Origin of the sequence: Streptomyces abyssalis, assembly GCF_001751365.1 — a bacterium.
GTDB classification, from domain to species: Bacteria; Actinomycetota; Actinomycetes; order Streptomycetales; family Streptomycetaceae; genus Streptomyces; species Streptomyces abyssalis.
Window position 1 is genome coordinate 583,099 of sequence record NZ_LJGT01000038.1, and the last position, 25,021, is coordinate 608,119.

The 25,021-nt window shown below is 72.0% G+C and carries 23 protein-coding genes; 7 read left to right on the forward strand and 16 right to left on the reverse strand.

Annotated features, from left to right (window positions below):
- Positions 1 to 10: 10 nt before the first annotated feature.
- Complete coding sequence (locus AN215_RS29785) at positions 11 to 172, reverse strand: hypothetical protein (protein ID WP_171904158.1); 162 nt, start codon at positions 170 to 172, stop codon at positions 11 to 13.
- On the opposite strand from AN215_RS29785, the gene AN215_RS09790 reads away from it, so the two are divergent.
- The gene (locus AN215_RS09790) at positions 171 to 971 is read left to right on the forward strand and encodes a nucleotidyltransferase family protein (RefSeq protein WP_079122860.1); all 801 of its coding nucleotides are present in this window, start codon (positions 171 to 173) and stop codon (positions 969 to 971) included. The two genes, AN215_RS29785 and AN215_RS09790, sit on opposite strands and share 2 nt — an antisense overlap.
- Positions 972 to 1,113: 142 nt before the next feature.
- Here AN215_RS09790 and AN215_RS30050 read toward each other — a convergent pair whose 3' ends face one another.
- From AN215_RS30050 to AN215_RS09825, 7 genes are all read right to left on the reverse strand, one after another.
- Positions 1,114 to 2,937 carry a DoxX family membrane protein gene (locus AN215_RS30050; RefSeq protein ID WP_070012989.1) on the reverse strand — a complete coding sequence of 608 codons (1,824 nt, stop codon included), beginning with the start codon at positions 2,935 to 2,937 and terminating at the stop codon, positions 1,114 to 1,116.
- 213 nt (positions 2,938 to 3,150) lie between these two features.
- Positions 3,151 to 4,101, reverse strand: a complete 951-nt coding sequence (rlmB, locus tag AN215_RS09800; RefSeq protein WP_070012987.1) for a 23S rRNA (guanosine(2251)-2'-O)-methyltransferase RlmB — start codon at positions 4,099 to 4,101, stop codon at positions 3,151 to 3,153.
- A 335-nt stretch (positions 4,102 to 4,436) separates the two neighbouring features.
- The gene (gene cysS / locus AN215_RS09805; protein ID WP_070012986.1) at positions 4,437 to 5,852 is read right to left on the reverse strand and encodes a cysteine--tRNA ligase; all 1,416 of its coding nucleotides are present in this window, start codon (positions 5,850 to 5,852) and stop codon (positions 4,437 to 4,439) included.
- Positions 5,853 to 6,072: 220 nt separating this feature from the next.
- Positions 6,073 to 6,480, reverse strand: coding sequence for a PPOX class F420-dependent oxidoreductase (locus tag AN215_RS09810; protein WP_070012985.1), 408 nt, complete (start codon positions 6,478 to 6,480; stop codon positions 6,073 to 6,075).
- Positions 6,481 to 6,584: 104 nt separating this feature from the next.
- On the reverse strand, positions 6,585 to 7,157 hold the full coding sequence (ispF, locus tag AN215_RS09815; protein WP_245694370.1) for a 2-C-methyl-D-erythritol 2,4-cyclodiphosphate synthase: 573 nt from the start codon (positions 7,155 to 7,157) through the stop codon (positions 6,585 to 6,587).
- The gene (ispD, locus tag AN215_RS09820; protein ID WP_079122861.1) at positions 7,147 to 7,953 is read right to left on the reverse strand and encodes a 2-C-methyl-D-erythritol 4-phosphate cytidylyltransferase; all 807 of its coding nucleotides are present in this window, start codon (positions 7,951 to 7,953) and stop codon (positions 7,147 to 7,149) included. The genes ispF and ispD overlap by 11 nt, the downstream gene beginning before the upstream one ends.
- 443 nt (positions 7,954 to 8,396) lie before the next feature.
- Positions 8,397 to 8,879, reverse strand: coding sequence for a CarD family transcriptional regulator (locus tag AN215_RS09825; protein WP_016472332.1), 483 nt, complete (start codon positions 8,877 to 8,879; stop codon positions 8,397 to 8,399).
- Between the two features lie 559 nt (positions 8,880 to 9,438).
- Between AN215_RS09825 and AN215_RS09830 the strand changes: the two genes are divergently transcribed.
- Positions 9,439 to 10,155 carry a copper chaperone PCu(A)C domain-containing protein gene (locus tag AN215_RS09830; protein ID WP_070012984.1) on the forward strand — a complete coding sequence of 239 codons (717 nt, stop codon included), beginning with the start codon at positions 9,439 to 9,441 and terminating at the stop codon, positions 10,153 to 10,155.
- Between the two features lie 152 nt (positions 10,156 to 10,307).
- Here the strand turns inward: AN215_RS09830 and phoP are convergent, their stop codons facing one another.
- Together phoP and AN215_RS09840 are read right to left on the reverse strand one after the other, a co-directional pair.
- Entirely contained in the window at positions 10,308 to 10,979 is a 672-nt protein-coding gene (gene phoP / locus AN215_RS09835; RefSeq protein WP_476755943.1) for a two-component system response regulator PhoP, read from the reverse strand.
- Positions 10,980 to 10,984: 5 nt separating this feature from the next.
- Complete coding sequence (locus tag AN215_RS09840) at positions 10,985 to 12,622, reverse strand: sensor histidine kinase (protein ID WP_338057916.1); 1,638 nt, start codon at positions 12,620 to 12,622, stop codon at positions 10,985 to 10,987.
- Between the two features lie 208 nt (positions 12,623 to 12,830).
- Between AN215_RS09840 and phoU the strand changes: the two genes are divergently transcribed.
- A complete protein-coding gene (phoU, locus tag AN215_RS09845; protein WP_070012982.1) occupies positions 12,831 to 13,532 on the forward strand; it encodes a phosphate signaling complex protein PhoU in 702 nt (233 codons plus the stop codon).
- 504 nt (positions 13,533 to 14,036) lie between these two features.
- Here phoU and AN215_RS09850 read toward each other — a convergent pair.
- The gene (locus AN215_RS09850) at positions 14,037 to 14,795 is read right to left on the reverse strand and encodes a phosphoglyceromutase (protein WP_070012981.1); all 759 of its coding nucleotides are present in this window, start codon (positions 14,793 to 14,795) and stop codon (positions 14,037 to 14,039) included.
- A gap of 113 nt (positions 14,796 to 14,908) precedes the next feature.
- Between AN215_RS09850 and AN215_RS09855 the strand changes: the two genes are divergently transcribed.
- Complete coding sequence (locus AN215_RS09855; RefSeq protein ID WP_079122862.1) at positions 14,909 to 16,426, forward strand: MFS transporter; 1,518 nt, start codon at positions 14,909 to 14,911, stop codon at positions 16,424 to 16,426.
- On the opposite strand, the gene AN215_RS09860 is transcribed toward AN215_RS09855, so the two are convergent.
- Together AN215_RS09860 and AN215_RS09865 are read right to left on the reverse strand one after the other, a co-directional pair.
- Positions 16,388 to 18,289 (reverse strand): helix-turn-helix domain-containing protein, encoded by a 1,902-nt coding sequence (locus AN215_RS09860; RefSeq protein WP_070013848.1) that lies wholly within the window; start codon positions 18,287 to 18,289, stop codon positions 16,388 to 16,390. The two genes, AN215_RS09855 and AN215_RS09860, sit on opposite strands and share 39 nt — an antisense overlap.
- Before the next feature lie 238 nt (positions 18,290 to 18,527).
- Complete coding sequence (locus AN215_RS09865; RefSeq protein WP_070012980.1) at positions 18,528 to 19,343, reverse strand: 3-hydroxybutyrate dehydrogenase; 816 nt, start codon at positions 19,341 to 19,343, stop codon at positions 18,528 to 18,530.
- 166 nt (positions 19,344 to 19,509) lie between these two features.
- Here AN215_RS09865 and AN215_RS09870 point away from each other — a divergent pair, with 166 nt between their 5' ends.
- Together AN215_RS09870 and AN215_RS09875 are read left to right on the forward strand one after the other, a co-directional pair.
- Positions 19,510 to 20,607: an extracellular catalytic domain type 1 short-chain-length polyhydroxyalkanoate depolymerase gene (locus AN215_RS09870; RefSeq protein ID WP_070012979.1), complete on the forward strand. Its 1,098-nt coding sequence runs from the start codon at positions 19,510 to 19,512 to the stop codon at positions 20,605 to 20,607.
- Between the two features lie 192 nt (positions 20,608 to 20,799).
- A complete protein-coding gene (locus AN215_RS09875; RefSeq protein ID WP_070012978.1) occupies positions 20,800 to 21,123 on the forward strand; it encodes a hypothetical protein in 324 nt (107 codons plus the stop codon).
- Between the two features lie 39 nt (positions 21,124 to 21,162).
- On the opposite strand, the gene AN215_RS09880 is transcribed toward AN215_RS09875, so the two are convergent.
- Both AN215_RS09880 and mshA read right to left on the reverse strand, forming a co-directional pair.
- Positions 21,163 to 21,717, reverse strand: coding sequence for a type III secretion system chaperone family protein (locus AN215_RS09880; protein ID WP_070012977.1), 555 nt, complete (start codon positions 21,715 to 21,717; stop codon positions 21,163 to 21,165).
- Entirely contained in the window at positions 21,710 to 23,140 is a 1,431-nt protein-coding gene (mshA, locus tag AN215_RS09885; RefSeq protein WP_245694372.1) for a D-inositol-3-phosphate glycosyltransferase, read from the reverse strand. Before mshA ends, AN215_RS09880 begins: the two co-directional genes overlap by 8 nt.
- A 308-nt stretch (positions 23,141 to 23,448) precedes the next feature.
- Between mshA and AN215_RS09890 the strand changes: the two genes are divergently transcribed.
- Positions 23,449 to 24,354: a methylase gene (locus tag AN215_RS09890; RefSeq protein WP_070012975.1), complete on the forward strand. Its 906-nt coding sequence runs from the start codon at positions 23,449 to 23,451 to the stop codon at positions 24,352 to 24,354.
- 163 nt (positions 24,355 to 24,517) lie between these two features.
- Here the strand turns inward: AN215_RS09890 and AN215_RS09895 are convergent, their stop codons facing one another.
- Complete coding sequence (locus AN215_RS09895) at positions 24,518 to 24,916, reverse strand: DUF2267 domain-containing protein (protein ID WP_245694373.1); 399 nt, start codon at positions 24,914 to 24,916, stop codon at positions 24,518 to 24,520.
- Positions 24,917 to 25,021: the final 105 nt, after the last annotated feature.

Consider the following 25,021-nt stretch of genomic DNA (forward strand, 5'->3'; position numbering starts at 1 on the left):
GGACGGCCGCTCAGTCGACGGCCGCTCCCTCGCAGACCGCTGAGTCGCAGGCCGCGCTCAGCCGTGCGGCTCCCGGGCCGTACGGGCTCCCGAGCCGTACGCCCCCGATGTGCTGACCGCCCGCCTGCCGACGACGGCTCCGCGGGCGTACGCCGCATAGGGTGCGCTGCATGATGCAGCTCCCCACCCAAGCCGTGATCCTGGCCGGCGGCCAGGGGACACGGCTGCGGCCGTACACCGACGACCGTCCGAAGCCGATGGTCGAGATCCCCGGCACCGGAACCCCCATCATCGGGCACCAGCTCGCGTGGCTGGCAGCTGAGGGCGTGACCGATGTCGTCGTCTCCTGCGGCCACTTGGCCGACGTGCTGGGCAACTGGCTGACGACGGCCGAGCTTCCGGGCGCCGCGGGACGAAGTGCCTTGCGGACCCGGGTCGTTGTGGAGGAGGAACCGCTCGGCCGTGGCGGCGGGCTGAAGTACGCGGCGGCCTCGCTGCCCCGGCCCGACGAGCCCTGGTACGCCACCAACGGCGACATCTGGACGCGGTTCGCACTGCGCGAGATGGCCGCGTTCCACGGCGAGCGGGACGCGGTCGCCACGCTCGCGCTCGCCCGCCCGCGCATCCCGTGGGGGGCGGTGGAGACCGATCCGTTCGGTCACATCCTCGACTTCATCGAGGCCCCGCCGTCGCCCTATCTCGTCAACGCCGGTGTGTACGTGTTCTCTTCGTCCTTCACTGCGATGCTTCCCGACCGCGGTGACCACGAGCGCACGACGTTCCCGCGGCTCGCCCGCCAGCGCCTGCTCGCGGGCTTTCAGCTGCCTCAGGGGGCGTACTGGCGGGCCATCGACACCGCCAAGGATCTGGAGGAAGCCGCAAAGGAGTTGAAGGACGCACAGGGGACGGGGCAGAAGCCGGGTCAGGAGGCCGGGCAGGGAACGGTGCGCGAGGCCGCACACGAGCGGTGAGGCCCGGCCGGTCCGGCAGCCCGGCAATCCAGCAGTCCGGCAGGCCCGGCGGCTCCCGTCCCCGCTGCAAGAGACAGGTCTCGTCCCCGCGACGAGAGAGGGGCCCCGGCCGGGGCCCCTCTCTCGTCGCTCCGCTGCCCCCTCAGCCCAGGAGGCCGCCCAGGCCTCCCCCGCCGCCCGAGGACGAGCCGCCTCCACCGCCCGAGGACGAACCACCGCTCCCGCCACCGGAGTTGGAGCCGCCGCTCGCGCCTCCGCCACCCGTGCCGCCACCGGTGGCGGTGCCGCCTCCGCCCTGTGTGGCGCGCGTGCCGGGCGCCGAGTGCCGAGGCGGCTGCGCACCGGGCACGGTCTGCCGCGGCGCCTGTACGGTCTCCCGCTGGCTCGGCGTGGACGAATCGCCCCGCCGCCCTTCGCCCGGCGACGCCGACGTCGAAGGCCCGCCCGAACGGCGGCTGTCGGCGCCGGCGTCCGCGCCCGCCGTGCGCCCGTCAGCGGGACGTCCGCTGTCGGTACGGGCACCCGGCTCCTCGGGGAGAGGCGAGCCGGGCAGCCGGTTCGTCGGCGGTTCCCCGGGCTCGGGCATCTTGGCGGTGTGCGAGGCACGAACCGCGCCGCCCAGCATGGAACCGGTCAGCATCGCGACCCCGGCGACGACGGACACGATCACGGCGCCCCGCTGCAGCACCCGCCGCCGCAGGTCCCGCAGTTCGGCCCGCGGCCCCAGCTTGCGCCACGCGTCGGCGGCGAGCCTGCCGTCAACGGAGTAGACGGGCGCGCCCGCGATGACCAGCGGGCTCCACGCGGCGAGATAGATGATGTCCGGCGTCTCGTACGCGGGTCCCGAGCTCCAGCTCACCGTCATCAGCAGTGCGGCCGAGAGCAGCACGCCGACGGAGGCGGCGAGCCGCTGCCAGAGGCCGCACACCGTCAGTACGCCGATGATGATCTGGAGAAACGCCACTGTCAGCCCGGAGCCGACGGGATGGGCCAGTGCGAAGTCCCGCAGCGGGGAGGCAATGGCCCAGGGTTCGAGGGAGCGCAGCCAGGTCACCATCGAGCCGCGCGCGTCACCGTCGAAGTAGACCGGGTCGCACAGCTTGCCCATGCCCGCGTAGACCGAGATGAAGCCCAGGAAGATCCGCATGGGCAGCAGCACGACGCCGAGGCTCATGCGGCGGCCCGGGTAGTACGCCTGACGGCCCGTGCCGACGACCGCCGCCCCCCGGGAGCCGGCCCGGACGTCGGCCTCGTCCTCCTCGAACTCCCTTTGTGCGAGGGGACGTTCGCCGCGCAGGGAGTCGTCGTCGTGCCCGCCGCGTGCACCCTGGTCGCCGAAGGCGCCGGGCTCGCCGTGTTCGCCGTACTCGCGGCCGTACTCACCGCGCCGGCCGTACGGGTCGTACTCGCCGGGCTCCGGGCCGTCGAAGGCCCCGCGCGCCGGGCGCACCCCGTACAGCAGCGACCGCGGATGCGGTTGTGTCGACTCGGGCGGACGCGGCCCGCGCGGGCCGACGACCGACGGCGGCGGAAGGGTGTCCTCGTCGATCCGCGGGAGCACCTGCGTGGTGGAGCCCGCTGGCTCCGCCGCGTCCCGGGCACCGGGATACGCCACATGCGACAGCCGGGTCGCCCCGGTGTCCTCGGGGCCGGTGTGGACGCCCCACACGACGGGCGTCACAGGCGGGTCGGAGGGCCCGTTGACGGACGGTCCCGCGACCGACGGTGCTGCGGTGGGCATGCCGGACACAGCGGGAATGTGTCCGGTGACGACGGGCTCGGCGGCGGGCGGCGCGAGCTGCACCCGGAAGCTCGCGTGTGTGACGACGACCTCAGCCGGATCAGAGGGGACCTTGACCGTGCTCAGCCCGGGTTCGTCGTCGAAGAAACCGCTCGGGCCGCCCTGTTGGGTGTCCCCAGGACGCCGGCCCGAGGGGTCGGGCGTGCGGGGTGTTCTGGTGTCCACACTCCACTAACCGAGTGACGGACACTTAAGACACTGCCTTGACCGCCCCGATCTGTCCGAGGCCCGTCAAGGCCGGCGGCGGCCCCGGTGACCTGCGCCCGGCTCGCCCGCCGGGTCAGGCGCCAGGCCCGGCGGGCGGGCGTCCGGACGTCTGGGTGTTCGGGTGTTCGGGTGTTCGGGTGTCCGGGTCCGGGTGTCCGGGCAGCCCGGCTCTCAGCTCCGCCGCCGCGCCGCTTCGTAGAGCACGACGCCCGCGGCCACACCCGCGTTCAGCGACTCGGCGCCGCCCGGCATCGGAATCCGTACGCGCACGTCGCAGGTCTCGCCCACCAGACGCGACAGGCCCTTGCCCTCGCTGCCGACGACGACCACCACCGGCCCGTCCAGCACGTCCAGATCCGGGAGTTCGACGTCGCCGTCCGCCGCGAGGCCGACGACCATCATCCCGGCCTTCTGGTAACTCTCCAGCGCACGCGTGAGGTTGGCCGCACGCGCGACGGGCGTGAGCGCCGCCGTGCCCGCCGAGGTCTTCCAGGCACCCGCCGTCATCCCCGCGGCCCGCCGCTCGGGTACGACGACGCCGTGCCCGCCGAAGGCCGACACGGAACGGACGACCGCGCCGAGGTTGCGGGGATCGGTGATCCCGTCGAGCGCGACGATCAGCGGGTCCTCGCCGTCTTCGAGCGCGGCCGCCGCAAGATCGTCCGGATGTGCGTACTCGTACTCCGGGACCTGCAGCACGAGACCCTGATGGTGCAGGCCCCTGGCCATGCGGTCCAGCTCAGGCCGTGGCGCCTCCATCAGATGGATGCCGCCGTCCTCGCCCGCGAGGCGCACCGCTTCGCGCACCCTGTCGTCGTTGTCGATGAACTGCTGCACGTACAGCGTCGTCGCCGGTACGTGCGCGCGCAGCGCCTCGACGACCGAGTTGCGGCCGACGACCAGCTCCGCGGCGCTCCTGCCGCCCCCCTTGCGCTGCGGACGTCCCTGCGCGCGCCGGGCCTTGGCCTGGGCGGCACGCTGCTTGGCGTGGCCCTTGCGCATCTCGGCGGGCGGCGTTGGGCCCTTGCCCTCCAGCCCGCGGCGCCGCTTGCCGCCGCTGCCGACCTGCGCGCCCTTCTTGTTGGACGTACGCCGGTTGGGGCGCTGGCTGTTCCCGGCCATCGGGCACCTGTTTCTTCTCTGCTGGGCTGCTGGGCTGCTGGGCTGGTTCGGCTGGTTCGGCTGCTGGGCTGCTGGGCTGCTGGGCGTCTGATGCGTCCGGTCCGCTGCGGCATGCACCCGGTACACGCGGGGCGCCGGCGTGGGGACCGGCTGCCGCCATTATTCCGGAGGGCAGGCCGTACCGAAGAAGTGGATCATCGGCGGAGGGCGCAGCCGCCCCCAGGGCCCCGTCGTGAAGGGAAGAGGGGTGCTCCGCGGACCGCTGCGAGGCGGTCGCCGTCCAGCGGCCGCGGCCGGGTGGCCGCCGTTCAGCCCCGCGGCCGGGTGGCCGCCGTTCAGTGGCCGCCGCTGCCGCCGAGCTCCCAGCGCGGACCGGACGGGGTGTCCTCGATGACGAGACCCGCCTGCTTCAGCTCGTCACGGATCGCGTCCGCCGTGGCGTAGTCCTTGCGCTCGCGCGCGGCCTGCCGCTGGGCGAGTACGAGGCGGACCAGCGAGTCCACGGCGTCACGCAGCTCACCGCCGCGGCCGGCGTCGGTCTCCGTGGACTGCCAGCGCGCGTCGAGCGGGTCGAGACCGAGGATGCCGAGCATCGCCCGTACGTCCGCGAAGGCCTTCGCCGTGGCCTCCTTGTCGTCCTCGCTCATCGCGGCGTTCCCGTGCCGGACCGTCGTGTGCAGGACGGCCAGCGCCTGCGGGACGGCGAAGTCGTCGTCCATCGCCTCGGCGAAGGCGGCGGGGACATCGTCCGCCGGAGGCGTGTCGCCGACCGTCTCGCCCGCGCGCTGCAGGAAACCCTCGATGCGGCCGAAGGCGTGGTCGGCCTCGCGCAGCGACTCCTCGCTGTACTCGATGGTCGAGCGGTAGTGCGGCGAACCCAGGTAGTAGCGCAGGACGATGGGGCGCCAGTGCTTGACCATCTCGCTCACGAGCACCGAGTTGCCGAGCGACTTGCTCATCTTCTCGCCGCTCATGGTGACCCAGGCGTTGTGCGCCCAGTAGCGGGCGAATGCGTCGCCGTACGCCTTCGACTGCGCGATCTCGTTCTCGTGGTGCGGGAAGACCAGGTCGACGCCGCCGCCGTGCAGGTCGAAGGAGGGGCCGAGGTACTTGTGCGCCATGGCCGAGCACTCCAGGTGCCATCCGGGACGCCCGCGGCCCCACGGCGTCTCCCAGCTCGGCTCGCCGGGCTTGGCGGCCTTCCACATGGCGAAGTCGCGCGGGTCGCGCTTGCCGGTCTCGCCCTCGCTCTCGGGCTGCAGGAGGTTGTCCAACTCCTGGTTGGAGAGCTGGAGATAGTCCTCGTACGAGCGGACGTCGAAGTACACGTTCCCGTCCGCCGCGTAGGCGTGGCCCGTGTCGATGAGCTTCCGCATCATCTCGATCATCTCGGGGACGTGGCCCGTGGCGCGTGGCTCGTACGTGGGCGGCAGGCAGCCGAGGGCGTCGTACGCGGCGGTGAAGGCGCGCTCGTTGTCATAGCCGATCGCCCACCAGGGGCGGTTCTGCTCGACGGCCTTGACGATGATCTTGTCGTCGATGTCCGTCACGTTCCGCACGAACGTGACGTCGTAGCCGCGGTGGGTGAACCAGCGGCGCATGATGTCGAAGTTGAGGCCCGACCTGATGTGCCCGATGTGCGGGGCGGCCTGCACGGTGGCGCCGCACAGATAGATCGAGACATGGCCCGGCGTCTGCGGGACGAAGTCGCGGATCTGCCGGCTGCTGGTGTCGTACAGGCGAATGCTCACGCGACCAGGGTAGTGGGCCCGTGAGACCGGGTGCCCCGCACACCGGGCAAGGTGCGCCGGACCGGCGGCGGACGGCGGCGACGGCAGGTGTCAGCGCCTTCGGGTGCTGGAGGCCGGGTGCCGGGTGCCGGGTGCCGGGTGCCGGTTACAGCGGACAGTTGACAGCTGACGGATATCAGCTGACGGGTGACAGGTAACAGATGACAGATTTCAGAATCTGTCAGAGCCGCCCCGCGACCTTCCTGGGGCTCACCCGCACCACCACTCGCTCGGCGTCCTGCTCCCAACGCGGGTTGAACTCGGCGTAGTTCTTCCCGACGTACTTCTGGGCCAGCTCGTCGATCAGCTCGCGCCCGCCCTCGGTGGTCAGGGTGACGGTGCCGCGGATCTCCGCGTACGTGTACGGGGCGTCCGCGGGCTGCACCATCACCGTCACGCGGGGGTCCCGCTTGAGGTTGAGGGTCTTGCGGCGGTCCAACGTGGTGGAGATCAGCAACTCGTCGCCGTCACGCTTCACCCATACCGGTGAGACCTGCGGGCTTCCGTCGGGCTGGATCGTCGCGATGCTGACGAAAACGGGGGTGTCCAGAACCTGCCTGAGGTTGTCGGAGAGCTGTGCTGCTGCCAAGGCTGTCGCCTTCTCTCGGAGGATCGTCGGTTCCGCGGCCGCGCGCCGGCCGCCTCACCTTCAACACCCTTACGGCACCCGGTGTTCCGGGCAGCAGCCCCTTCTCACACGTGCGGCGGCAGCACCAGCGCGGTCGCGGTCGCGGCCAGGCCCTCGCCGCGACCGGTCAGGCCGAGCCCGTCCGTCGTCGTCCCGGACACGGACACCGGGGCGCCGACCGCCGCGGACAGCGTCCGCTGTGCCTCGTCCCGCCGCTTGCCGACCTTGGGCCGTACGCCGATGACCTGGACCGCGACATTGCCGACGGTGAAGCCCTCCGCTCGCAGGATCCGTGCCGCCTCGGTCAGCAGGGCCACCCCGGACGCGCCTGACCACTCGGGGCGGCCCGTGCCGAAGTGGGCGCCGAGGTCGCCGAGGCCGGCCGCGGAGAAGAGCGCGTCGCACGCGGCGTGCGCGGCGACGTCGCCGTCCGAGTGCCCGGCGAGCCCGTAGCGCTCGCCCTCCCAGAGCAGACCGGCGCACCACAGTTCGCGTCCCTCTTCGAAGGCATGCACGTCGGTGCCGATGCCGACCAGGGGGACGAGCGGCGGCCCGCCCTGAGTCGCCTGTGCCTGGGCCTGGGCCCGCGCACGCGCCTGCGCCTCCGTCCGCGCCCGCTCTCGCGGCTCAGAAGCCATCGGTCGCGCGCCTCCTCGCCAGGACGGCCTCGGCCAGTACGAGGTCCAGCGGCCGGGTCACCTTGAACGCCTCGTCGTGCCCCGGGACGACGACCACCTCGACGCCGAGACGCTCCACCATGCCCGCGTCGTCCGTCGCCCCGTCGCCCTCGCGCACCACCTGGGCGTGCGCGGCGGCGAGCACCTTCAACTCGAAGCCCTGCGGAGTCTGCACGGCCCGCAGCCGCGAACGCTCGGGGGTGCCGGTGACCGGCTCGGCCTCCCCGTTCCCGCGCACCTGCACCTCCTTGACGGTGTCGGACACGGGTAGCGCCGGTACGACGGCCGGTGCTCCCTCCCGTACGGCCGCCGCCACCGCGTCCACGGTCTCGACGGGCACGAGGGGGCGGGCGGCGTCGTGCACGAGCACGGAGTCGACGTCGTCCGGCAGCGCCGCGAGACCCAGACGCACCGAGTCCTGACGCGTCTCGCCGCCGGGGACGACCACGATGTCGGTCGAGGTCTCCGCGGGACCCGTGTGCTCGTCCAGCAGGCGACGGACCTCGTCGGCGCCGTCCGGCGGTGCGACCACGACGACCAGGGAGACGGCGCGTGAGCGGGCCATCGCCCGCACGGCGTGCACCAGCATCGGCGTGCCGCTCAGCGCACGCAGCGCCTTGGGGGCGCCCGGGCCGAGGCGGATGCCACGGCCCGCGGCGGGGATGACGGCGGCGGTGCGGTGGCCGGAATCGCCGGCGGGAGTGCCCCCGCCTGCTCCTTCCGGGTGGCCCTGATGCGACTCGCCCGCGGATTGCATTGACATCGGTTCCACGTTCAGGTTTGTGTCCTCAGCCGGTGTGGGTATGGCCTGGGGTACCCCCAGCCGTAGGTTGGGGGCGTGCCGGGCGCGAAGCCTTGACCGGCCCTTCCGTGATTTCTGGTCGAGGCGGTTGCCCGGGCCCGGCACGCTCACGGCAGTTGTGAGTGAACGTGACTGAGCACAGCACACCGGGCAGGTTTGAGGTTACTGAACGCAGCCCGGGGCCGCCGGCACAGGTGGAGGCAAGGCAGTGCGCGAGCACCGCAGTGCGGACACATGTGCGGACATGCCGCAGCGCCCGGCGACGTGACGACGTCACTCGGGCACTGCGGCACAGCCTTGCTCTACTACTGCTCAGACTTGCTCACTGCGGGCTTGCTTACCGCGAGGCGGGGTGAACGGCCTGCCCTGCCGGCTCTGCTCTCTCGGCTCCCGAGCGGTCAGGACGCGAGGACCTCGTCGAGCAGCGCCTCGGCCTTGTCCTCGTTCGTGTTCTCCGCGAGAGCGAGCTCGCTCACCAGGATCTGGCGGGCTTTGGCGAGCATCCTCTTCTCACCGGCGGAGAGCCCGCGCTCGCGCTCACGGCGCCAGAGGTCACGCACGACCTCCGCCACCTTGATCACGTCGCCGGACGCCAGCTTCTCGAGATTCGCCTTGTAGCGCCGGGACCAGTTGGTCGGCTCCTCGGCATACGGTGCGCGGAGCACCTCGAAGACCCTGTCCAGCCCGTCCGAACCGACCACATCTCGTACGCCCACGAACTCCGCATTGTCCGCCGGCACACGAACCGTCAAGTCGCCCTGCGCAACCTTCAGAACCAAGTAGGTCTTGTCCACGCCTTTGATCTGGCGAGTTTCGATAGCCTCGATCAGCGCGGCCCCGTGATGGGGATAGACCACGGTGTCGCCAACCTTGAACGTCATGTGTCAGGTACCCCTTCCGTGACTATCCAGAGTAACACGGAATCGGGCTCTTCTGAATGGCGTTTTCGCAGGTCAGACCGCATCTCGGGGCTTGACAAGCGGCCCTGTTACGTGCTGCGGGCACCGCCCCGGGACGGGTATTCGCAGGTGGGGGCACTTCTGTACGCGGCTCGAAACACAACGGACACGCGTGAAGAAGGTGCTTCAGAAAGCATCTGCTGTCCGTTTTGTCCGACTGTAAGTCGTCGCCCGTTCGGCTCTCTTCGCCCCTTCCCGGACTTTCCCAAGAATTGATCAGCAGTTCCGCTGATCAATTCACAAGCCGTTCGCATTCTTTACCGGGAAACGGCCTAGCCGGATGTGGCCGGCACGCGCTCCCGCGTACGAGCGGGCCCGCGCGGCGCGCGGCGGGAGGGCCGCGTGCGGAGCGCCGCCGGGCGCTCGGTAACCTGAGCGGCGCCACAGATCAGGTCACAGATGACAGATGACAGATCGCCGTATCCGTCCGCGACCGGCACGTAGTTCGGCCGCCAGAGCTCGCCCAGGAGTTGCCGCCGCCGTGAGCAGCAGCATTCGACGCGGCACCCTTGCCGCCACCGCCCTCGCGCTCGCCGTCGTCACACTGTCCGCCTGCGCAGCCGGACATGACGCGGAGACCCTCGAGATCAAGCCGGACAACGCCGCGACGTCCGTCGGCTCCGTCAAGGTCCAGAACGTCAACATCATCACGCCCGACTCCGGGCCGGGCCCCTCCGCCGTGACGGCACGGATCTTCAACGAGGGCTCCAAGGACGAGACTCTTACGGCCATCACCGTCAAGGGCGCCGGTGCGCGCGTGAAGCTCCGCCCCGCGAAGGGCGAGCAGAAGCTGACGGTGCCGGCGGGCGGCTCGCTCGCACTGGGCGGCAAGGGCAACGCCTCCGCCGAACTGCCCGAGGCAGGTGCGGGTGCCGTGCAGGACGGGAACGCACAGCCGATCTCGTTCGACCTGAGCCGTACGGGCAAGGTGACGCTGCGGGCGACGGTGGTGCCCGCGCACGGCGACTACAAGCACTTCGGCCCGACGGTCGCTCCCTCGCCCAGCACGACCTCCGCCACGCCCTCGGGCTCCCCGTCGTCCTCGCCGTCGGAGTCGTCGCCGGGCAGCCCGTCCGAGGAGGCCGCGGGCGCCGAGTCGCCGGGTGCCGGTGACGACGACACGGACGACGCGGGCGAGGCCGGGTCCGAGCACGAAGGCGAAGAGGCCGAGGCGGAAGGTCACGCCTCGGGGCACTGAGCTGTCCGCAGCCATCCGCCCTCCGGCCACCGGAACATGCGTGAGGCCCCGTCCGTACGGACCGTACGGACGGGGCCTCACGCGTCATGCGGCTTCCGCTTCGGGGGCGTTCGGGCGCGGGCCGGGGGCCGGAACCCGAACGCGAGTGCGGCCTACGGCTCGAACTTGTAGCCCAGGCCCCGGACCGTCACGAGGAAGCGGGGTGCGCCCGGGTCGGGCTCGATCTTGGCGCGCAGACGCTTGACGTGGACGTCGAGGGTCTTGGTGTCGCCCACGTAGTCGGCACCCCAGACCCGGTCGATCAGCTGCATACGCGTCAGCACCCTGCCCGCGTTCCTGAGCAGCATCTCCAGGAGGTCGAACTCCTTCAGCGGCAGGTCGATCTTGCTGCCGGAGACGGTGACGACGTGCCTGTCGACGTCCATGCGGACGGGCCCGGCCTCCAGGGCCGCGGGTGTGACCTCCTCCGGCTCGCCCTGGCGGCGGAGCACGGCCCGTACCCGCGCGACCAGTTCGCGCGAGGAGAAGGGCTTGGTCACGTAGTCGTCGGCCCCTATCTCCAGGCCGACGACCTTGTCGATCTCGCTGTCCTTGGCGGTGACCATGATGACGGGGACGTTGGAACGGCCGCGCAGCTGGCGGCAGACCTCGGTGCCGGGCAGGCCCGGCAGCATCAGGTCGAGCAGCACCAGGTCGGCGCCGTTGCGTTCGAATTCGTCGAGCCCGTCCGGACCGGTGGACGCGATGGCGACTTCGAAGCCTTCCTTGCGCAGCATGTACGACAGTGCGTCGCTGAACGATTCCTCGTCCTCGACGACGAGCACTCGGGTCACGGGAGGACCTCCGGGGCGGTTTCAGGGGCGCGCGGCAGCCCGCGCGGCGGTGAGAACGGGGAACTGGAGGAATGGGGAGAGGAACGGGGAGTGGGAGCGGAAGAGGGGGGAGGGGAGGAGACGGAAGCGGAAGCAGCACTGGGAGGGGATTCGGAGCGCGTGGCGCCGCGGCCCGTACCACCGGGTGCGGAAGCCGCGTATCCGGCGGATCCCCGCGACAGGTTCCGGAACTGCCGGGGCTCCTCGGGCCCGTCGGAGTCCGGACGGTCCGCGGGAGCCGGTGCCCCGGTCGGGGCCGGGGAGTCAGCCGGGGCCGGGGAGTCGGCCGGGGCCGGGAGCTCGTCCGCGGCCTCCGGGTCGTCCCCGTAGTCGAAGTCCGCCGGTTCCACGGGGATTCCGGACGGACGGCCGCTCCCGCGCGCCGCCTCCTCGGTCCGGCTCCGCGCGCTGCCGGCCTCCGGCAGCCGGAGCGTGAATGTGGAGCCCTGTCCTTCGGCGCTCCACACGGTGACCTCGCCGCCGTGCGACGCGGCCACATGCTTGACGATGGCGAGCCCCAGGCCGGTGCCGCCGGTGGCACGTGAGCGGGCCGGGTCCACGCGGTAGAAACGTTCGAAGACGCGGTCCTTGTCCCGCTCGGAGATGCCGATGCCCTGGTCGCTGACCGATATCTCGATGAGGTCGCCGCCGGGGGCGGCGACCCTGCGGCCCGCGATGCCGACGCGGGTGCGGGCGGGCGAGTAGTTCACCGCGTTCTCGACGAGGTTGCCGAGGGCCGCAGCGAGCTGGCTGCGGTTGCCCCATACGTGGAGCCCGCCGTCGTCGCCGGAGCCGGCACCCGTGCCCGTGCCCGTGCTCGTACGGCCCGCGACGAGGGTGATGTGCTTGCTGCCCGCCGACTGGCGGCAGCGGTCTATCGCCTCGGCCATCAGCTCGTCGACGCCGACCCGCTCGGAGTCCCCCATGGGGTCGTCGTTCTGCACGCGGGAGAGGTCGATCAGCTCCTGGACGAGGCTCGTCAGCCGCGTCGACTCGTACTGCATGCGCCCCGCGAAGCGCTCGACCGCCTCCGGGTCGTCCGCCGCGTCCAGGACCGCCTCGGAGAGCAGGGAGAGCGCGCCGACGGGGGTCTTGAGCTCGTGGCTGACGTTGGCGACGAAGTCGCGCCGTACGGCTTCGATGCGGCGGGCCTCCGTCATGTCCTCGACCAGCAGCAGCACCAGCCGCGAGCCGAGGGGGGCGACGCGCGCGGAGACCGCGAGGGCGTCTCCCCGGCCCGTGCCCCGGCGTGGGAGGTCCAGGTCGACCTGCCGTATCTCGCCGTCCCGCCTGGTGTCGCGGGCCATCTTCAGCATCGGCCCCACCGCGAGGGTGCCGCCGCGGACGAGCCCCAGCGCGTACGCGGCGGAGCTGGCCTTGACCACTTCGTCCGCCTCGTCGAGGACGACGGCGGAGGAGCGCAGCACGGAGAGCACGGTGTCCACGCCGGGCGGAAGGACGGCCTCGGTGTGCAGCGACGAGCGCGTGGGACGGGCCTGGTCGCGCTCGCTCCAGCGGAACGCCAGCATCGCGATCACACCGGTCAGCACTCCGGCGATCGCTGCCGCTGCGGCGACCGCCGCGTTCACGTTCATGTCTCCAGGCTATGCGCGCTCGCCGACAGCGCCCCAGGGGAAGCAGGAGACCTCGAACACTCGTCTCCCAGAGTTCACCTTCAGGCCCCGGCCGGTTCACCCGTGAGGTCGGCGACGGACGCATTCCGGACGGAGCGTGGGAGCGTGGAGGGCCCAGGCCCGGCCTCAGGGCCCTCTGTCGAGAGAAACATGCGAGGGAAGGACAGCCATGCGTGACGCGTACCACGAGGAGCTGGACTCGATCAGCGACAGCCTGGTCGACATGGCCCGGTTCGTCGGCTCTGCGATCGGCCGCGCCACGACGGCGATGCTGGACGCGGATCTGAAGCTGGCAGAGAGCGTCATCGCCGCGGACGAGAAGGTCGACGACATCCAGCGCGACCTGGAGGCCCGTGCGATCCAGCTTCTGGCGCGGCAGCAGCCCGTCGCCACCGACCTGCGGATAGTCGTCACCTCGCTGCGGATGAGCGCCGATCTGGAACGCTCCGGCGACCTGGCACAGCACGTCGCGAAGGTGGCGCGGCTGCGCTTCCCGGACTCGGCCGTGCCGAAGGACCTGCAGGCGACGCTGCTGGAGATGGGACAGCTCGCGCAGCGGCTGATGGCGAAGGCCGCCGAGGTCATCATCACCAAGGACGTCGATCTGGCGCTGCAGCTGGAACAGGACGACGACGCGATGGACGACCTGCACCGCACGCTCTTCCAGCACCTCATGGACGACCGCTGGCACCACGGCATCGAGACGGCCGTGGACGTGACGCTGCTCGGCCGTTACTACGAGCGCTTCGCGGACCACGCCGTATCGGTGGCGCGCCGAGTGGTCTACCTGGTCACCGGGGACTACGCCGACGAGATGGACCCGGCGACGGCGGCGGCCGGCGACGGCACGGCACCGGTCGAAGGCGCCTGAGCGCGCCTCAGCGACCGGCCGACCGAGCACCGGAGCGCCGGAGCGCCCGATCCTGCGGGATAGCGGGCGGGCCGGTCACGGAAAGCCCGCAGACTGCGCGCGTGATGCGCCATGTGCAACGACGCGCCCTTGATGCGCCCATGGAACCGGTCCGAGTGTGGGCAGGAGACCGGGGAGGGAAAAGGAGGGAAGTCATGGCTGATCACAGCGATCGGGCCCTGTCCCCCGCGCAGTCCGAGGACCGGCCGTCCCTGCACGTACTGGGGGCGTGCGGGTGCGGGCCCGGCTGCGGCTGCGGATGCCAGTCCGGCGGGCCGTGTCAGTGCGGCGGCGCCTGCGGCTGAGGCGGTGTCCGCCGCGGTCTCGGTCCACGTCCTGCCGAGGCTGCACCCGGCTGCCACCCCAGTGAGGGCAGACGCCGAGGGCCCTGCCCGGTTCGACGGGGCAGGGCCCTCAGCTCTGCGCTCTGCGGTACGGGACGGGCACGGGGGCGTGCCCGTACCGCTACTTCTTGCCCTGGTTCTTCACGGCCTCGATCGCGGCCTTCGCCGCCTCCGGGTCGAGGTACGTGCCGCCCCGCGTCACCGGGTGGAAGTCCGCGTCCAGCTCGTAGCTGAGGGGGATGCCGGTGGGGATGTTCAGGCCCGCGATCTCGTCGTCGGAGACGCCGTCGAGGTGCTTCACGAGGGCGCGCAGGGAGTTGCCGTGCGCGGCGACCAGGACGGTGCGCCCGGCCAGGAGGTCGGGGATGATGCCGTCGAACCAGTACGGCAGCATGCGCGCCACGACGTCCTTGAGGCACTCGGTGCGCGGGCGCAGCTCGCTCGGGACGGCCGCGTAGCGCGGGTCGTCGCTCTGCGAGAACTCGGAGCCGTCGGGCAGTTCGGGCGGCGGGGTGTCGTACGAACGGCGCCAGAGCATGAACTGCTCCTCGCCGAACTCGTCACGGATCTGCGCCTTGTCCTTGCCCTGCAGGGCTCCGTAGTGCCGTTCGTTGAGCCGCCAGGAGCGGCGGACCGGGATCCACAGCCGGTCGGCGGACTCCAGTGCGAGCTGTGCGGTGCGGATCGCCCGCTTCTGCACCGAGGTGTGCAGCACGTCGGGCAGCAGCCCGGCGTCCTTGATCAACTCGCCGCCGCGGACCGCCTCCTTCTCGCCCTTCTCGGTGAGGTTCACGTCCACCCAGCCGGTGAACAGGTTCTTCGCGTTCCAATCGCTCTCTCCGTGCCGGAGGAGGATCAGCTTGTACGGTGCGTCGGCCATGCGGAGCACCCTACTGGGTGTGTCCGCCGGTGTGTTCGGAGGCGATATCCGGCCGACGCGGTGTGGCTCCCGCGCACATGTGTCGGCGGCCGGTTCGTCCCTACGGTCACGCCATGACCCCCGAGAATCCCGCAGCTGACAAGAGCCCGACGCCCTCGTCCGCGTCCTCGTCGCCGGCCTCGCCGGCACCGTCGTCCTCGTCGCCCCCGCCGTCCTCGTCGCTGAAGCGCGTCGTCGCCGCGAGCCTCGTCGGTACGACCATCGAGTGGTACGACTTCTTCCTCTACGGCTCGGCCGCAGCAATCGTCTTCGACAAGGTCTTCTTCCCGAGCTCCGACCCGCTGGTCGGCACCCTGCTGGCGTTCCTCACCCTCGCGGTCGGCTTCGCCGCACGCCCCATCGGGGCGCTGGTCTTCGGGCACTACGGCGACCGGATAGGCCGCAAGAAGCTGCTGGTGCTCAGCCTCCTGATGATGGGCGGTGCGACCTTCGCGATCGGGCTGCTGCCCAGCCATGCCGCGATCGGCACGCTCGCGCCCGTACTGCTGACGGTGCTGCGCCTGGTGCAGGGCTTCGCACTCGGCGGCGAATGGGGCGGCGCGGTGCTGCTGGTCTCCGAGCACGGGGACGCGAAGCGCCGCGGCTACTGGGCCTCGTGGCCGCAGACGGGCGCGCCCGCCGGGCAGTTGCTGGGCGTGGCCGTGCTGGCGGTGATGACGGCGCTGCTGTCGGAGGCGGCGTTCGTGAGCTGGGGCTGGCGCGTGCCGTTCCTGCTGTCGGGCGTGCTGGTCGGAGTGGGGCTCTGGATCCGGCTGGCCGTCGACGAGTCGCCGGTCTTCAAGGAGGCCCGCGAACGCGCCGAGGCCCGCAAAGCGGAGGCCGCGATGACGGGCGGGGACAAGCAGGTGGAGAAGATGCCGCTGGTCGCGGTGCTGCGCTTCCACTGGAAGGACGTGCTCATCGCCATGGGTGCGCGGATGGCGGAGAACATCACCTTCTACGTCATCACCGCCTTCATCCTCGTCTACGCCACCAAGGAGCTGGGACTGTCCCAGCAGACCGCGCTCAACGCCGTGCTGATCTCCTCGGCGGTGCACTTCGCCGTGATCCCCATGTGGGGTGCGCTCTCCGACCGGGTGGGGCGGCGTCCCGTCTATCTGCTGGGAGCCGTCGGCACCGGCCTGTGGGTCTTCCCGTTCTTCCAGCTGCTGGACACCAAGAGCTTCGGTGCGATCGTGCTCGCGGTGATGGTCGGTCTGGTGCTGCACGGTGCGATGTACGGCCCGCAGGCGGCCTTCTTCTCGGAGCTGTTCGCCACGAGGCTGCGCTACTCCGGTGCATCCATCGGCGCGCAGTTCTCGTCCGTGGCGGCCGGTGCGCCGGCGCCGCTGATCGCCACCGCGCTGCTCGCGGACTACGGCAACTCGACACCGATCGCTCTGTACGTGATCGCGGCGGTGCTGCTCACGGTGATCGCCATCGTCTGCGCGAAGGAGACCAGCCGGCAGGACCTGACGAAGATCGGCCAGGACGACGCCGTCGAACACACCCCGGCGGCGGGCGCGGCGGCCGGCACCGCGCCCGGGGCGGGCTCAGCCTCCGACCGCTCCCGCGAGCCGGTTCAGCCGTAGCGCGAGCTGCGTCTCGAGGGCGCGCTCCGGGGACTGCCAGTCGTCGCCCAGCAGCCTGGCCACACGCTCCAGGCGCTGGGCGACGGTGTTGACGTGCACGTGCAGCTCGTCCTTGGCGCGTGCGGGGCTCATGCCGCACGCGAAGTAGGCGTCCATGGTGGCCACGAGGTCGGTGCCGCGGCGTGCGTCGTAGTCGAGTACGGGCCCGAGTGTGCGGCGTACGAAGCTGCCGACGTCACGGCTGTCGGTGAGCAGCATGCCGATGAAGCCGAAGTCCTCGGCGGCGGCGCCCTGTCCGGAGCGTCCGAGGAGCCGCAGCGCGTCCACGCAGCGCCGCGCCTCCGGGTACGCCGCGGCCACGGCCCCGGACACGGCGGCGGGTGCCGGGACCGGGGCCGAGGCGCCGACCGTGACGGGTGCGCCCGCCGAGTGCCCGAGCTGCGGGGCGATGTCCTGGGCGGTGCCCGAGGGGGTGCCGCCGGCGGGCAGCGGCAGCAGGAGCACGATGCCGCCGTCCCTGGCGGCGGCCAGCCCGTGGCGGGTCGCGGCCAGATGGGAGGCGGCGGCCCACAGGCGCTGCCTTCCCAGGCTCTCCTCCTTCTCCCCGCCGGCGTTCTTCTCCCACTCGGGGTGCCCTTCGAGGCGGGCGCTGAGCAGTACGTGGGGTGCGTCTAGGTCCGCCTGGAGCCGTGCCGCGCGGTCGCGCAGCAGACGCGGGTCGTGGCTCGTGGAGTCCAGGAGGTCGTCGAGCAGTTCGCCGCGCACGCGCTGTTCCGCCTCACCCGCGGATCGGCGTGCGAGCAGCAGCAGGGACGTGACCATCGCGGCACGCTCGAAGGTGCGCTGGTCGACGGGGTCGAGGGCGGGATGTCCGTGCAGCACCAGGGCGCCCAGCAGTTCGCCGCCCGCGGAGACGGCGGTGACCCAGGTGCCGCCGTCGCGCATGGCGTATCCGGCGCTGCGTGAGCGCTCCACGGCGGGACGGGCGGACGCGGTCGCCGGTTCGACGAACTCGACGCGGCCGGCGAGCACTTCGGAGACCGCGGCGGCGACGTCCGTCACGTCGCCGCCGCGCAGCACAAGTTCGGTGAGCCGGTCGTGGACGTCGCTCGCGCGTTCCATCGTCTCGTTGGCGGTCTCCAGCTCCGCCATGGCGTCGCGGGTCTCGGAGAGCAGCCGCGCGGTGTCGATCGCGACGGCCGCGTGTGCCGCGAACGAGCCGAGCAACGCGATCTGTTCGCGCTCGAAGACGCGTGCGCGGCGGTCGGCCGCGTACAGGACGCCGATGACGTCGCGTCCGCCGAGCAGCAGCGGCACACCGAGGATGGCGATCAGGCCCTCCTCGCCGACGGCCGCGTCGATGGCGCCCGTGTGCCGGAAGCGCTCGTCCGCCGGGTAGTTGTCGGTCACGTACGGGCGTGCGGTCTGCGCCACGAGTCCGCCGAGCCCCTCGCCCATGCCGAGACGCACCTGCTGGAAGCGGGCCGAGACCGAGCCCTCGGTGACGCGCATGTAGGTGTCGCCGCGCTCGTGGTCGGTGAGGGTCATGTACGCGACCTCGGTGCCCAGGAGCGACCTCGCCCGCTGCACGATGGCGCGGAGCACGTCGTCGAGGTCGCGCAGCCCCGCCAGGTCGTGGACGGTCTCGATGAGCGCCGTCAGCTCGGCCTCGCGCCGCCGCCGTCCCTCAAGCTCGGCCCGGATGCGCAGCGCCTGCAGCTTGCCGCTCTCCAGGGCGGCGAGCTCGCCGGGCGATGCCCCGGCCTCGCGGGCGCGGACCAGGGGTTCGTCGTACTCCTCGGCGGGCGCACGGCGGGCGAGGAGGTCCAGGTAGGCGGCGTGGGACGGGCGGGCTTCGGGCATGGTCACAGGCTTACCCGCGGTGGGGTGCGTGACGCCAGGGGCGGATGGCGGGGGTACTTCCCCTGGCTTCGCCGGGGAGACCCCACCCCACGCGCAGCCGTGGGGGAGGCTGACCGGCGCACGGGCGTACGGGTCCGCCGGCGCGCATGCGTACGGGGCCACGGGCGAGCGTCCGTACGGGGCCGCCGGCACCCGCCCGCGCGAGGCGGCCCGGTGGGACGACGCCCACGGGGACCGGTCAGTGGGCGGTCCACGCGCCGTCGAGGGGAAGCGACGCACCGGTGATGAACGACGCCTCCGGTGTGCACAGATAGGCGACGGACTCGGCGACCTCCTCCGGCTCCAGCAGCCGCTTGAGCGCGGAATGAGCCAGCAGGATCTCCGAGACGACCCGGTCGGCGGAGATGCCGTGGGCGGCGGCCTGGTCGGCGATCTGCCGTTCCACCAGGGGCGTACGTACGTAGGCGGGGCTGACGCAGTTGGACGTGACGCCGTGCTCGGCGCCCTCCAGCGCGGTGACCTTCGAGAGGCCCTCCAGGCCGTGCTTGGCCGAGACGTAGGCCGACTTGTACGGCGAGGCGCGCAGCCCGTGCACGGAGGAGATGTTCACGATCCGGCCCCAGCCCTGCTCGTACATGTGCGGGAGCGCGCCGCGCACCAGCCGGAAGGGCGCCTCCAGCATCAGCGTGAGCAGCCTGCGGAAGTCCGCGGGCGGGAACTCCTCGATGGGACGGACCAGTTGGGCGCCCGCGCCGTTGACGAGGATGTCGGCCCCGGCCGCCGCCTCCTCGGCGGCGTCCAGCCCGTCCGGGTCGGTGAGGTCGAGGGGGTACGGCTGCGCCCCGCCGCCCGACTCGGCGTCCTGCAGGGCACGGAGCCCCTCGGCGTCGCGGTCGGCCGCCCGGACCTTCGCCCCCGCCGCCGCCAGTCTCAGGGCACAGGCGCGGCCGATGCCGCTCGCGGCACCGGTGACCAGCGCGGTGCGCCCGGTCAGGTCGAGGGCGACGGAGTGCGGCCCGGCGGGGCCCGGGCCCGGTGTCAGCTGCTCGGTCATGCGGCAACGCTAGGCCGGTGCGTGTGGCCGCCCAATGTGGTGGCGCCACACTCGCGCCCGGCGACCGCTGGACGTACGACACGTTCGGACGGCGCCTTCAGGGCTTCTACCGTTCGGCGTAACGCTCGATGCGTCCCCGACGGGACACCCCCACAGAAGGAGCGCCATGAAGGCACCGTGCTCGAAAGCCGCTCTGTTACTGACCGCGACCGTCGCGATGACCGCGCTCACCACCGCGGGACTCACCGCCGTCACCGGGGAGACGTCCCTGGCCGCGGTCCCGGTGGCTCAGGCGGTGGACGCGGGAGAGATGAAACCCGGAGAAGCCGCAAAAAGTGCGAAAGGTTCGGGAGGCTCGGAGGCCGCCGGCGACGAGGCGGCGGCGGCCGGTCTTGAGAAGGTCGGCGACTTCGGCTCCAACCCCGGAGCGCTCAGCATGTACCGCTACGCCCCGGACGGGCTGCCCGCCAAGAGCCCCGTGGTCCTCGTGCTGCACGGCTGCACGCAGGACGCGGCCACGTACTTCGAGGGAGCCGGCTGGCAGCAGGCCGCGGACGCCGGGGGCTTCTCCGTCGTCGCGCCGCAGCAGGAACAGGCCAACAACGTCAACAAGTGCTTCAACTGGTTCCAGTCCGGCGACGTCGGCCGGGAGAAGGGCGAGGCCCTGTCGGTGAAGCAGATGGTGGACCGTACGGTCGCCGATCTCGACGCCGACCCCTCGCGCGTCTTCATCACCGGCCTCTCGGCGGGCGGTGCCATGACGGCGTCGATGCTCGCCGCATACCCGGACGTGTTCAAGGGCGGCGCGGTCGTCGCGGGCCTGCCGCACGGCTGCGCCGCCAGTGTCGCCGAGGCGTTCACCTGCATGAATCCGGGTGTCTCCAAGTCGGCGGCCGAGTGGGGCGATCTGGTGAGGGAGGCCGCCCCGGACCACTCGGGCGCCCGGCCGGCGGTGTCCGTCTGGCACGGCACGGGTGACACGACCGTGGTGCCGAAGAACGCCGACGAGTCCGTCAAGCAGTGGACGGACGCGCTCGGAGCCGACCAGGAGGCCGACGCCACCGAGGAGTTGCAGGGCGGCACCACCCGATCCGACTACCAGAACGGCGACGGGGCCGTCGTCGTACGCGACTACAGCGTGGACGGCATGCCGCACGGCACCCCCGTGAAGCCGGACGAGGGCTGCGGAAAGGCAGGCGAGCACTTCCTCGACACCATCTGCTCCACCAAGCACATCACCGCGGACTGGGGGCTGGGAGGCTGACGAAGGTCCCTCCCCGCCCCCCGAGCGCTCCCCCTGAGGTGCCGGCCGTGCGCGTACAACCGTGCACGTGGGCCGCTCACACCTCTGGGGGAGCGCGCATCTACGGGTCCCGCGACCGAAGCCGACTCCACCTCGTCTCAGGCGTCTTCGAAGCCCGCCCGTTCCTCCGCGGCGCCGGCGGAGTCCACGGCCGTGAAGGCGGCCCTGGCCTCCGGACGCCCCGTCACCGTCAACGTCTACTACGTCATGCACGACGGCCGCGTCGTCAGTGAGCAGGGACCGGGCGACAACGCCGCGCACGAGGTCGAGAACCACGCCGGCGCGGTCGACATGCAGACCCAGAACGAGTCGGTCAGGACGGGCGACCTGGAGGCGGAGGTGGACGGGAAGCAGACCAACATCCCTGTCACCTTCGAGGTCGAGGGCTCGGAGCAGGACACGGGAGAGGTCTCTGATCCGCTGATCTCCCCTGATCGGCCGGTCTCCCCTGATCGGCTGATCCCGGTGCACCGGTGATCCTCGCGTGTCTCCCGGGGGCACTCCGGACGACGGACGTCAGGCTCGCTTGCCGCCGCCGCCCGGGGTGCCTCCCGTCAGATGCGTGAACGCGTCGAGGTTGCGGGTCGACTCGCCGCGCGACGTGCGCCACTCGTACTCGCGTCGGATCGCCGATGCGAAGCCCATCTCCAGCAGGGTGTTGAAGGAGCCGTCGGCGTTCTCCAGCACCACTCCCAGCAGCCGGTCCACCTCCTCGGCGGTGACGGCGGCCAGCGGGAGGCGGCCGGCCAGATAGACGTCGCCGAGCTTGTCCAGGGCGTAACTCACCCCGTACAGGCGGGTGTTGCGTTCCAGGAGCCAGCGGTGCACGGCCGCGTGGTTCTCGTCGGGGCAGCGGACGACGAAGGCGTTGACGGAGAGCGAGTGGCGCCCGACGGCGAGCGAGCAGGTCGTGGAGAGCTTGCGGGTGCCGGGAAGCGTGACGACGTACGTGCCTTCGGCGGGGCTCTCCCACTCCAACTCGGCCTCGCGCAGGGCCTGTTCGACGGTGCTCCGCGCTCGGCGCACCGGGTCGGCGCGCGGCGTGCCTTCCGGGGCCTCAGGGTCAGCCATGGGCCGATCGTAGGCGACGGCGCTGGTCGTGCATCGCGTCGGCGTAGACGTCGAGGGTGCCTGCCGCGGCTGCGTCCCAGCCGAACCCGGCTGCGTGCCGCGCCGCGGCCTCTCCCATCCGGTCGGCCGGGCCGTGGGAGCCCTCCGCCGGTCCGCCGGTGACGAAGCGACGCAGCGCACGCGCGTACGCCCGCGGCTCGTGGCCGTCCACGAGGAAGCCGCTGACCTCGTCCCGGACCGCGACGGGCAGTCCGCCCACGGCGGCCGCGATGACCGGCGTGCCGCACGCCTGGGCCTCGACGGCGACCAGCCCGAACGACTCGCTGTAGGACGGCATGACGAGGACGCTCGCGGCCCGGTACCAGTCCGCCAACTCCTCCTGCCCCACCGGTGGATGGAAGCGCACCATGTCCGAGATGCCCAGTTTCGCGGCCAGTTTGTGCAGCCGCTCCGGCTTGGCGAGTCCGCTCCCGCTCGGCCCGCCCACGACCGGGACCAGCAGACGGCCCCGCAGCGACGGGTCCTCACCGACGAGCAGCGCCGCCGCGCGAAGCAGGATGTCGGGCGCCTTCAGCGGCTGAATCCGTCCCGCGAAGAGCGGGATCAGGGCGTCCTGCGGCAGCCCGAGCCGGGCCCGGGCCGCGGCACGCCCGTCGGCCGGCCGGAAACGCTCCAGATTGACGCCCGGGTGTACCACGACGGTGCGGGCCGGATCCGCCTCGTAGTGCCGTACCAGTTCGTCCGCCTCCTCCGCCGTGTTGGCTATGAGCCTGTCGGCGGCGCGCACTATCTGCGTCTCACCGATGACCCGGGCGGGCGGCTCCGGTGAGTCCCCGTCGGCGAGGGCGGCGTTCTTCACCTTGGCCATGGTGTGCATGGCGTTGACGAGCGGCACGCCCCAGCGCTGGGCGGCGAGCCAGCCGACGTGCCCGGAGAGCCAGTAGTGGGAGTGCACCAGGTCGTAGTGGCCCGGCCGGTGTCCGGCCCAGGCCTGCATCACACCGTGTGTGAACGCGCAGAGCTGCGCGGGCAGTTCCTCCTTCGCCAGGCCCTCGTAGGGGCCCGCGTCGATGTGCCGTACGAGCACACCGGGGGCCAGCTCGACGCTGGGCGGGAGCGCCGCGGCCGTGGCGCGCGTGAAGATCTCCACCTGGGTGCCGTGGGCGGCGAGCTGCTTGGCGAGCTCGACGATGTAGACGTTCATCCCGCCCGCGTCCCCGGTCCCCGGCTGGTGCAGCGGGGAGGTGTGCACGCTCAGCATGGCCACCCTGCGGGGCCGGCGCGCGGGGCCGAGCCTCAGCCGCGGCCGCTGCTGCGGCACGGGGTCCCGCCCGGGCCTTCCCCTGGACCGTCGGCCGGGTGGTACGCCCAGACCCCGGGGGAGGGTGCGGAGCTGGCCGAGCCGCGCCATGTACTGGCTCACGGGCGATTGCCTCCTCGTGTGGAGTGCCTGCCGCGGTGCAGGTGGGGTGCGGGAGTGCCATGGCTGCCACGAACTGCCATGGACGCCGCGGTCGGTTTGCGACGCGGGCACGTATCCGCTGCGGGGATTCCGGCTTCGGACATACCTGCGCGGAGACTGACGCCCCACAACCGTGAACACCGGAGGGCCTGGTTCCCATTTCGGCTTTGCCGAATCGTGACAACGGCCCGGAGGACCTGGGCGCCTCCGAGGGCGGGCGGGATTCCGGGGCGGGCATTCCGGGACTCGGCGGGCCCTACGCTCGTGGCATGGCCACCGGTTCCCCCTTCCGCCCTGCTGCGAACGCGCCGCGTTCCCGGCCCGTGGGCAACGTGACGCGCGGGACCACCGGCCCCAACCGGCTGCGGCGCATGGACCGCTGGATAGCCGCCGTACACGCGCCGGCGTTGCGCCGCTCGCTCCCCCGGGGCCCGCAGCCCGGGCAGGACCGTCCCGGGTGGGACAGGGACCGTCCCGGGTGGGACGCCCGGTCCCCGCTGGCCGTCGATCTCGGCTTCGGGGCCGCGCCCTGGACGGCCGTCGAACTGCTGCAGCGGCTGCGGAAGGTCCGTACGGACGTGTGCGTGGCCGGTGTCGAGATCGACCCCGAGCGGGTCGCGTCCGCGCTCCCGTACGAACGTGACGGACTGACCTTCCTGCACGGCGGCTTCGAGGTGCCGCTGCCGGGCGGTGTGCGGCCCGTACTGATCCGCGCCGCCAACGTGCTGCGCCAGTACGACGAGGCGGAGGTCGCCGCGGTATGGGCCCGCCTGTGCGGGCGGCTCGCAGCACCGGACGGGCTGCTGGTCGACGGCACCTGCGACGAGATCGGACGCCGCCATGTGTGGGTGGCGCTGGGACCCGAGGGGCCCCGTACGGTCACCTTCGCCGCCCGGCTGGGGTCGCTCACGGCGCCGTCCGACCTGGCGGAGCGGCTGCCGAAGGCGCTGATCCACCGCAACGTCCCGGGAGAGCCGGTGCACGCGTTCCTCCGCGACTTCGACCGGGCCTGGGCGACGGCGGCGCCGTACGGCGCGCTGAGCGCGCGGCAGCGCTGGATGACGGCGGTGCGGGCACTGTCGGGTACCTGGCCCGTGACGGGAGGACCGCACCGCTGGCGTCAGGGCGAGGTCACCGTGAGCTGGGATGCGCTCGCCCCGCGGGGCGGCGGTTGACGCTGACAGGGGACGGCTGACGGCTGACGGCTGACGAGTAGGCGATATCGGATGACGGATATCGGATGACGGCTGACAGATAACAGATGGCGAAATCTGTCAGCCGTCACCTGTCACCTGTCATCCGTCAGCCACGCTCCGGCCCGGCTCCCCACCGGGCCCCTCAGGCCGCGTGCAGCAGCTGCCCACGTCCGAAGAGCAGTGCGTAGCCCTCCGGGAGATCGGCGAGAACCTGGTCTGTCAGGTCGTCGCCGCACACCTCTGCCAGCACCGCCAGCACCGAGCTGACGTCCCAGCGAGCGGTGGCGGACGTAGCCCCGTCGAGACGGCGCGCGACGGTCTCGACGAACTCGGCGGCCGTCAGCGGCTTCGTCGCGGGCAGCTGGTACCTCAGCGTCTCGGCGGCCGTCGCGGGCAGCCGCCCGGCGACGCGCTCGCGGACGCCGTTCGTCAGGTGGCCGCCGAGGGCCGAGAGAACAACTCGGATGACCTGCTTCGTCTCCGCGTCCGTCGCGTAGCGGCCGTACTCACGGACCCGGGTCACGAGTTCGTTCCACTGCATACCTGTCCGTCCCTTTCCTTTCATGAGGCTGGCCTGAGTGGCCGCCCTCCGTAGTGCCCGGAGAGCGGCCACCCGATGTGCGGCAGAGGGGAATGTCACAGAGCG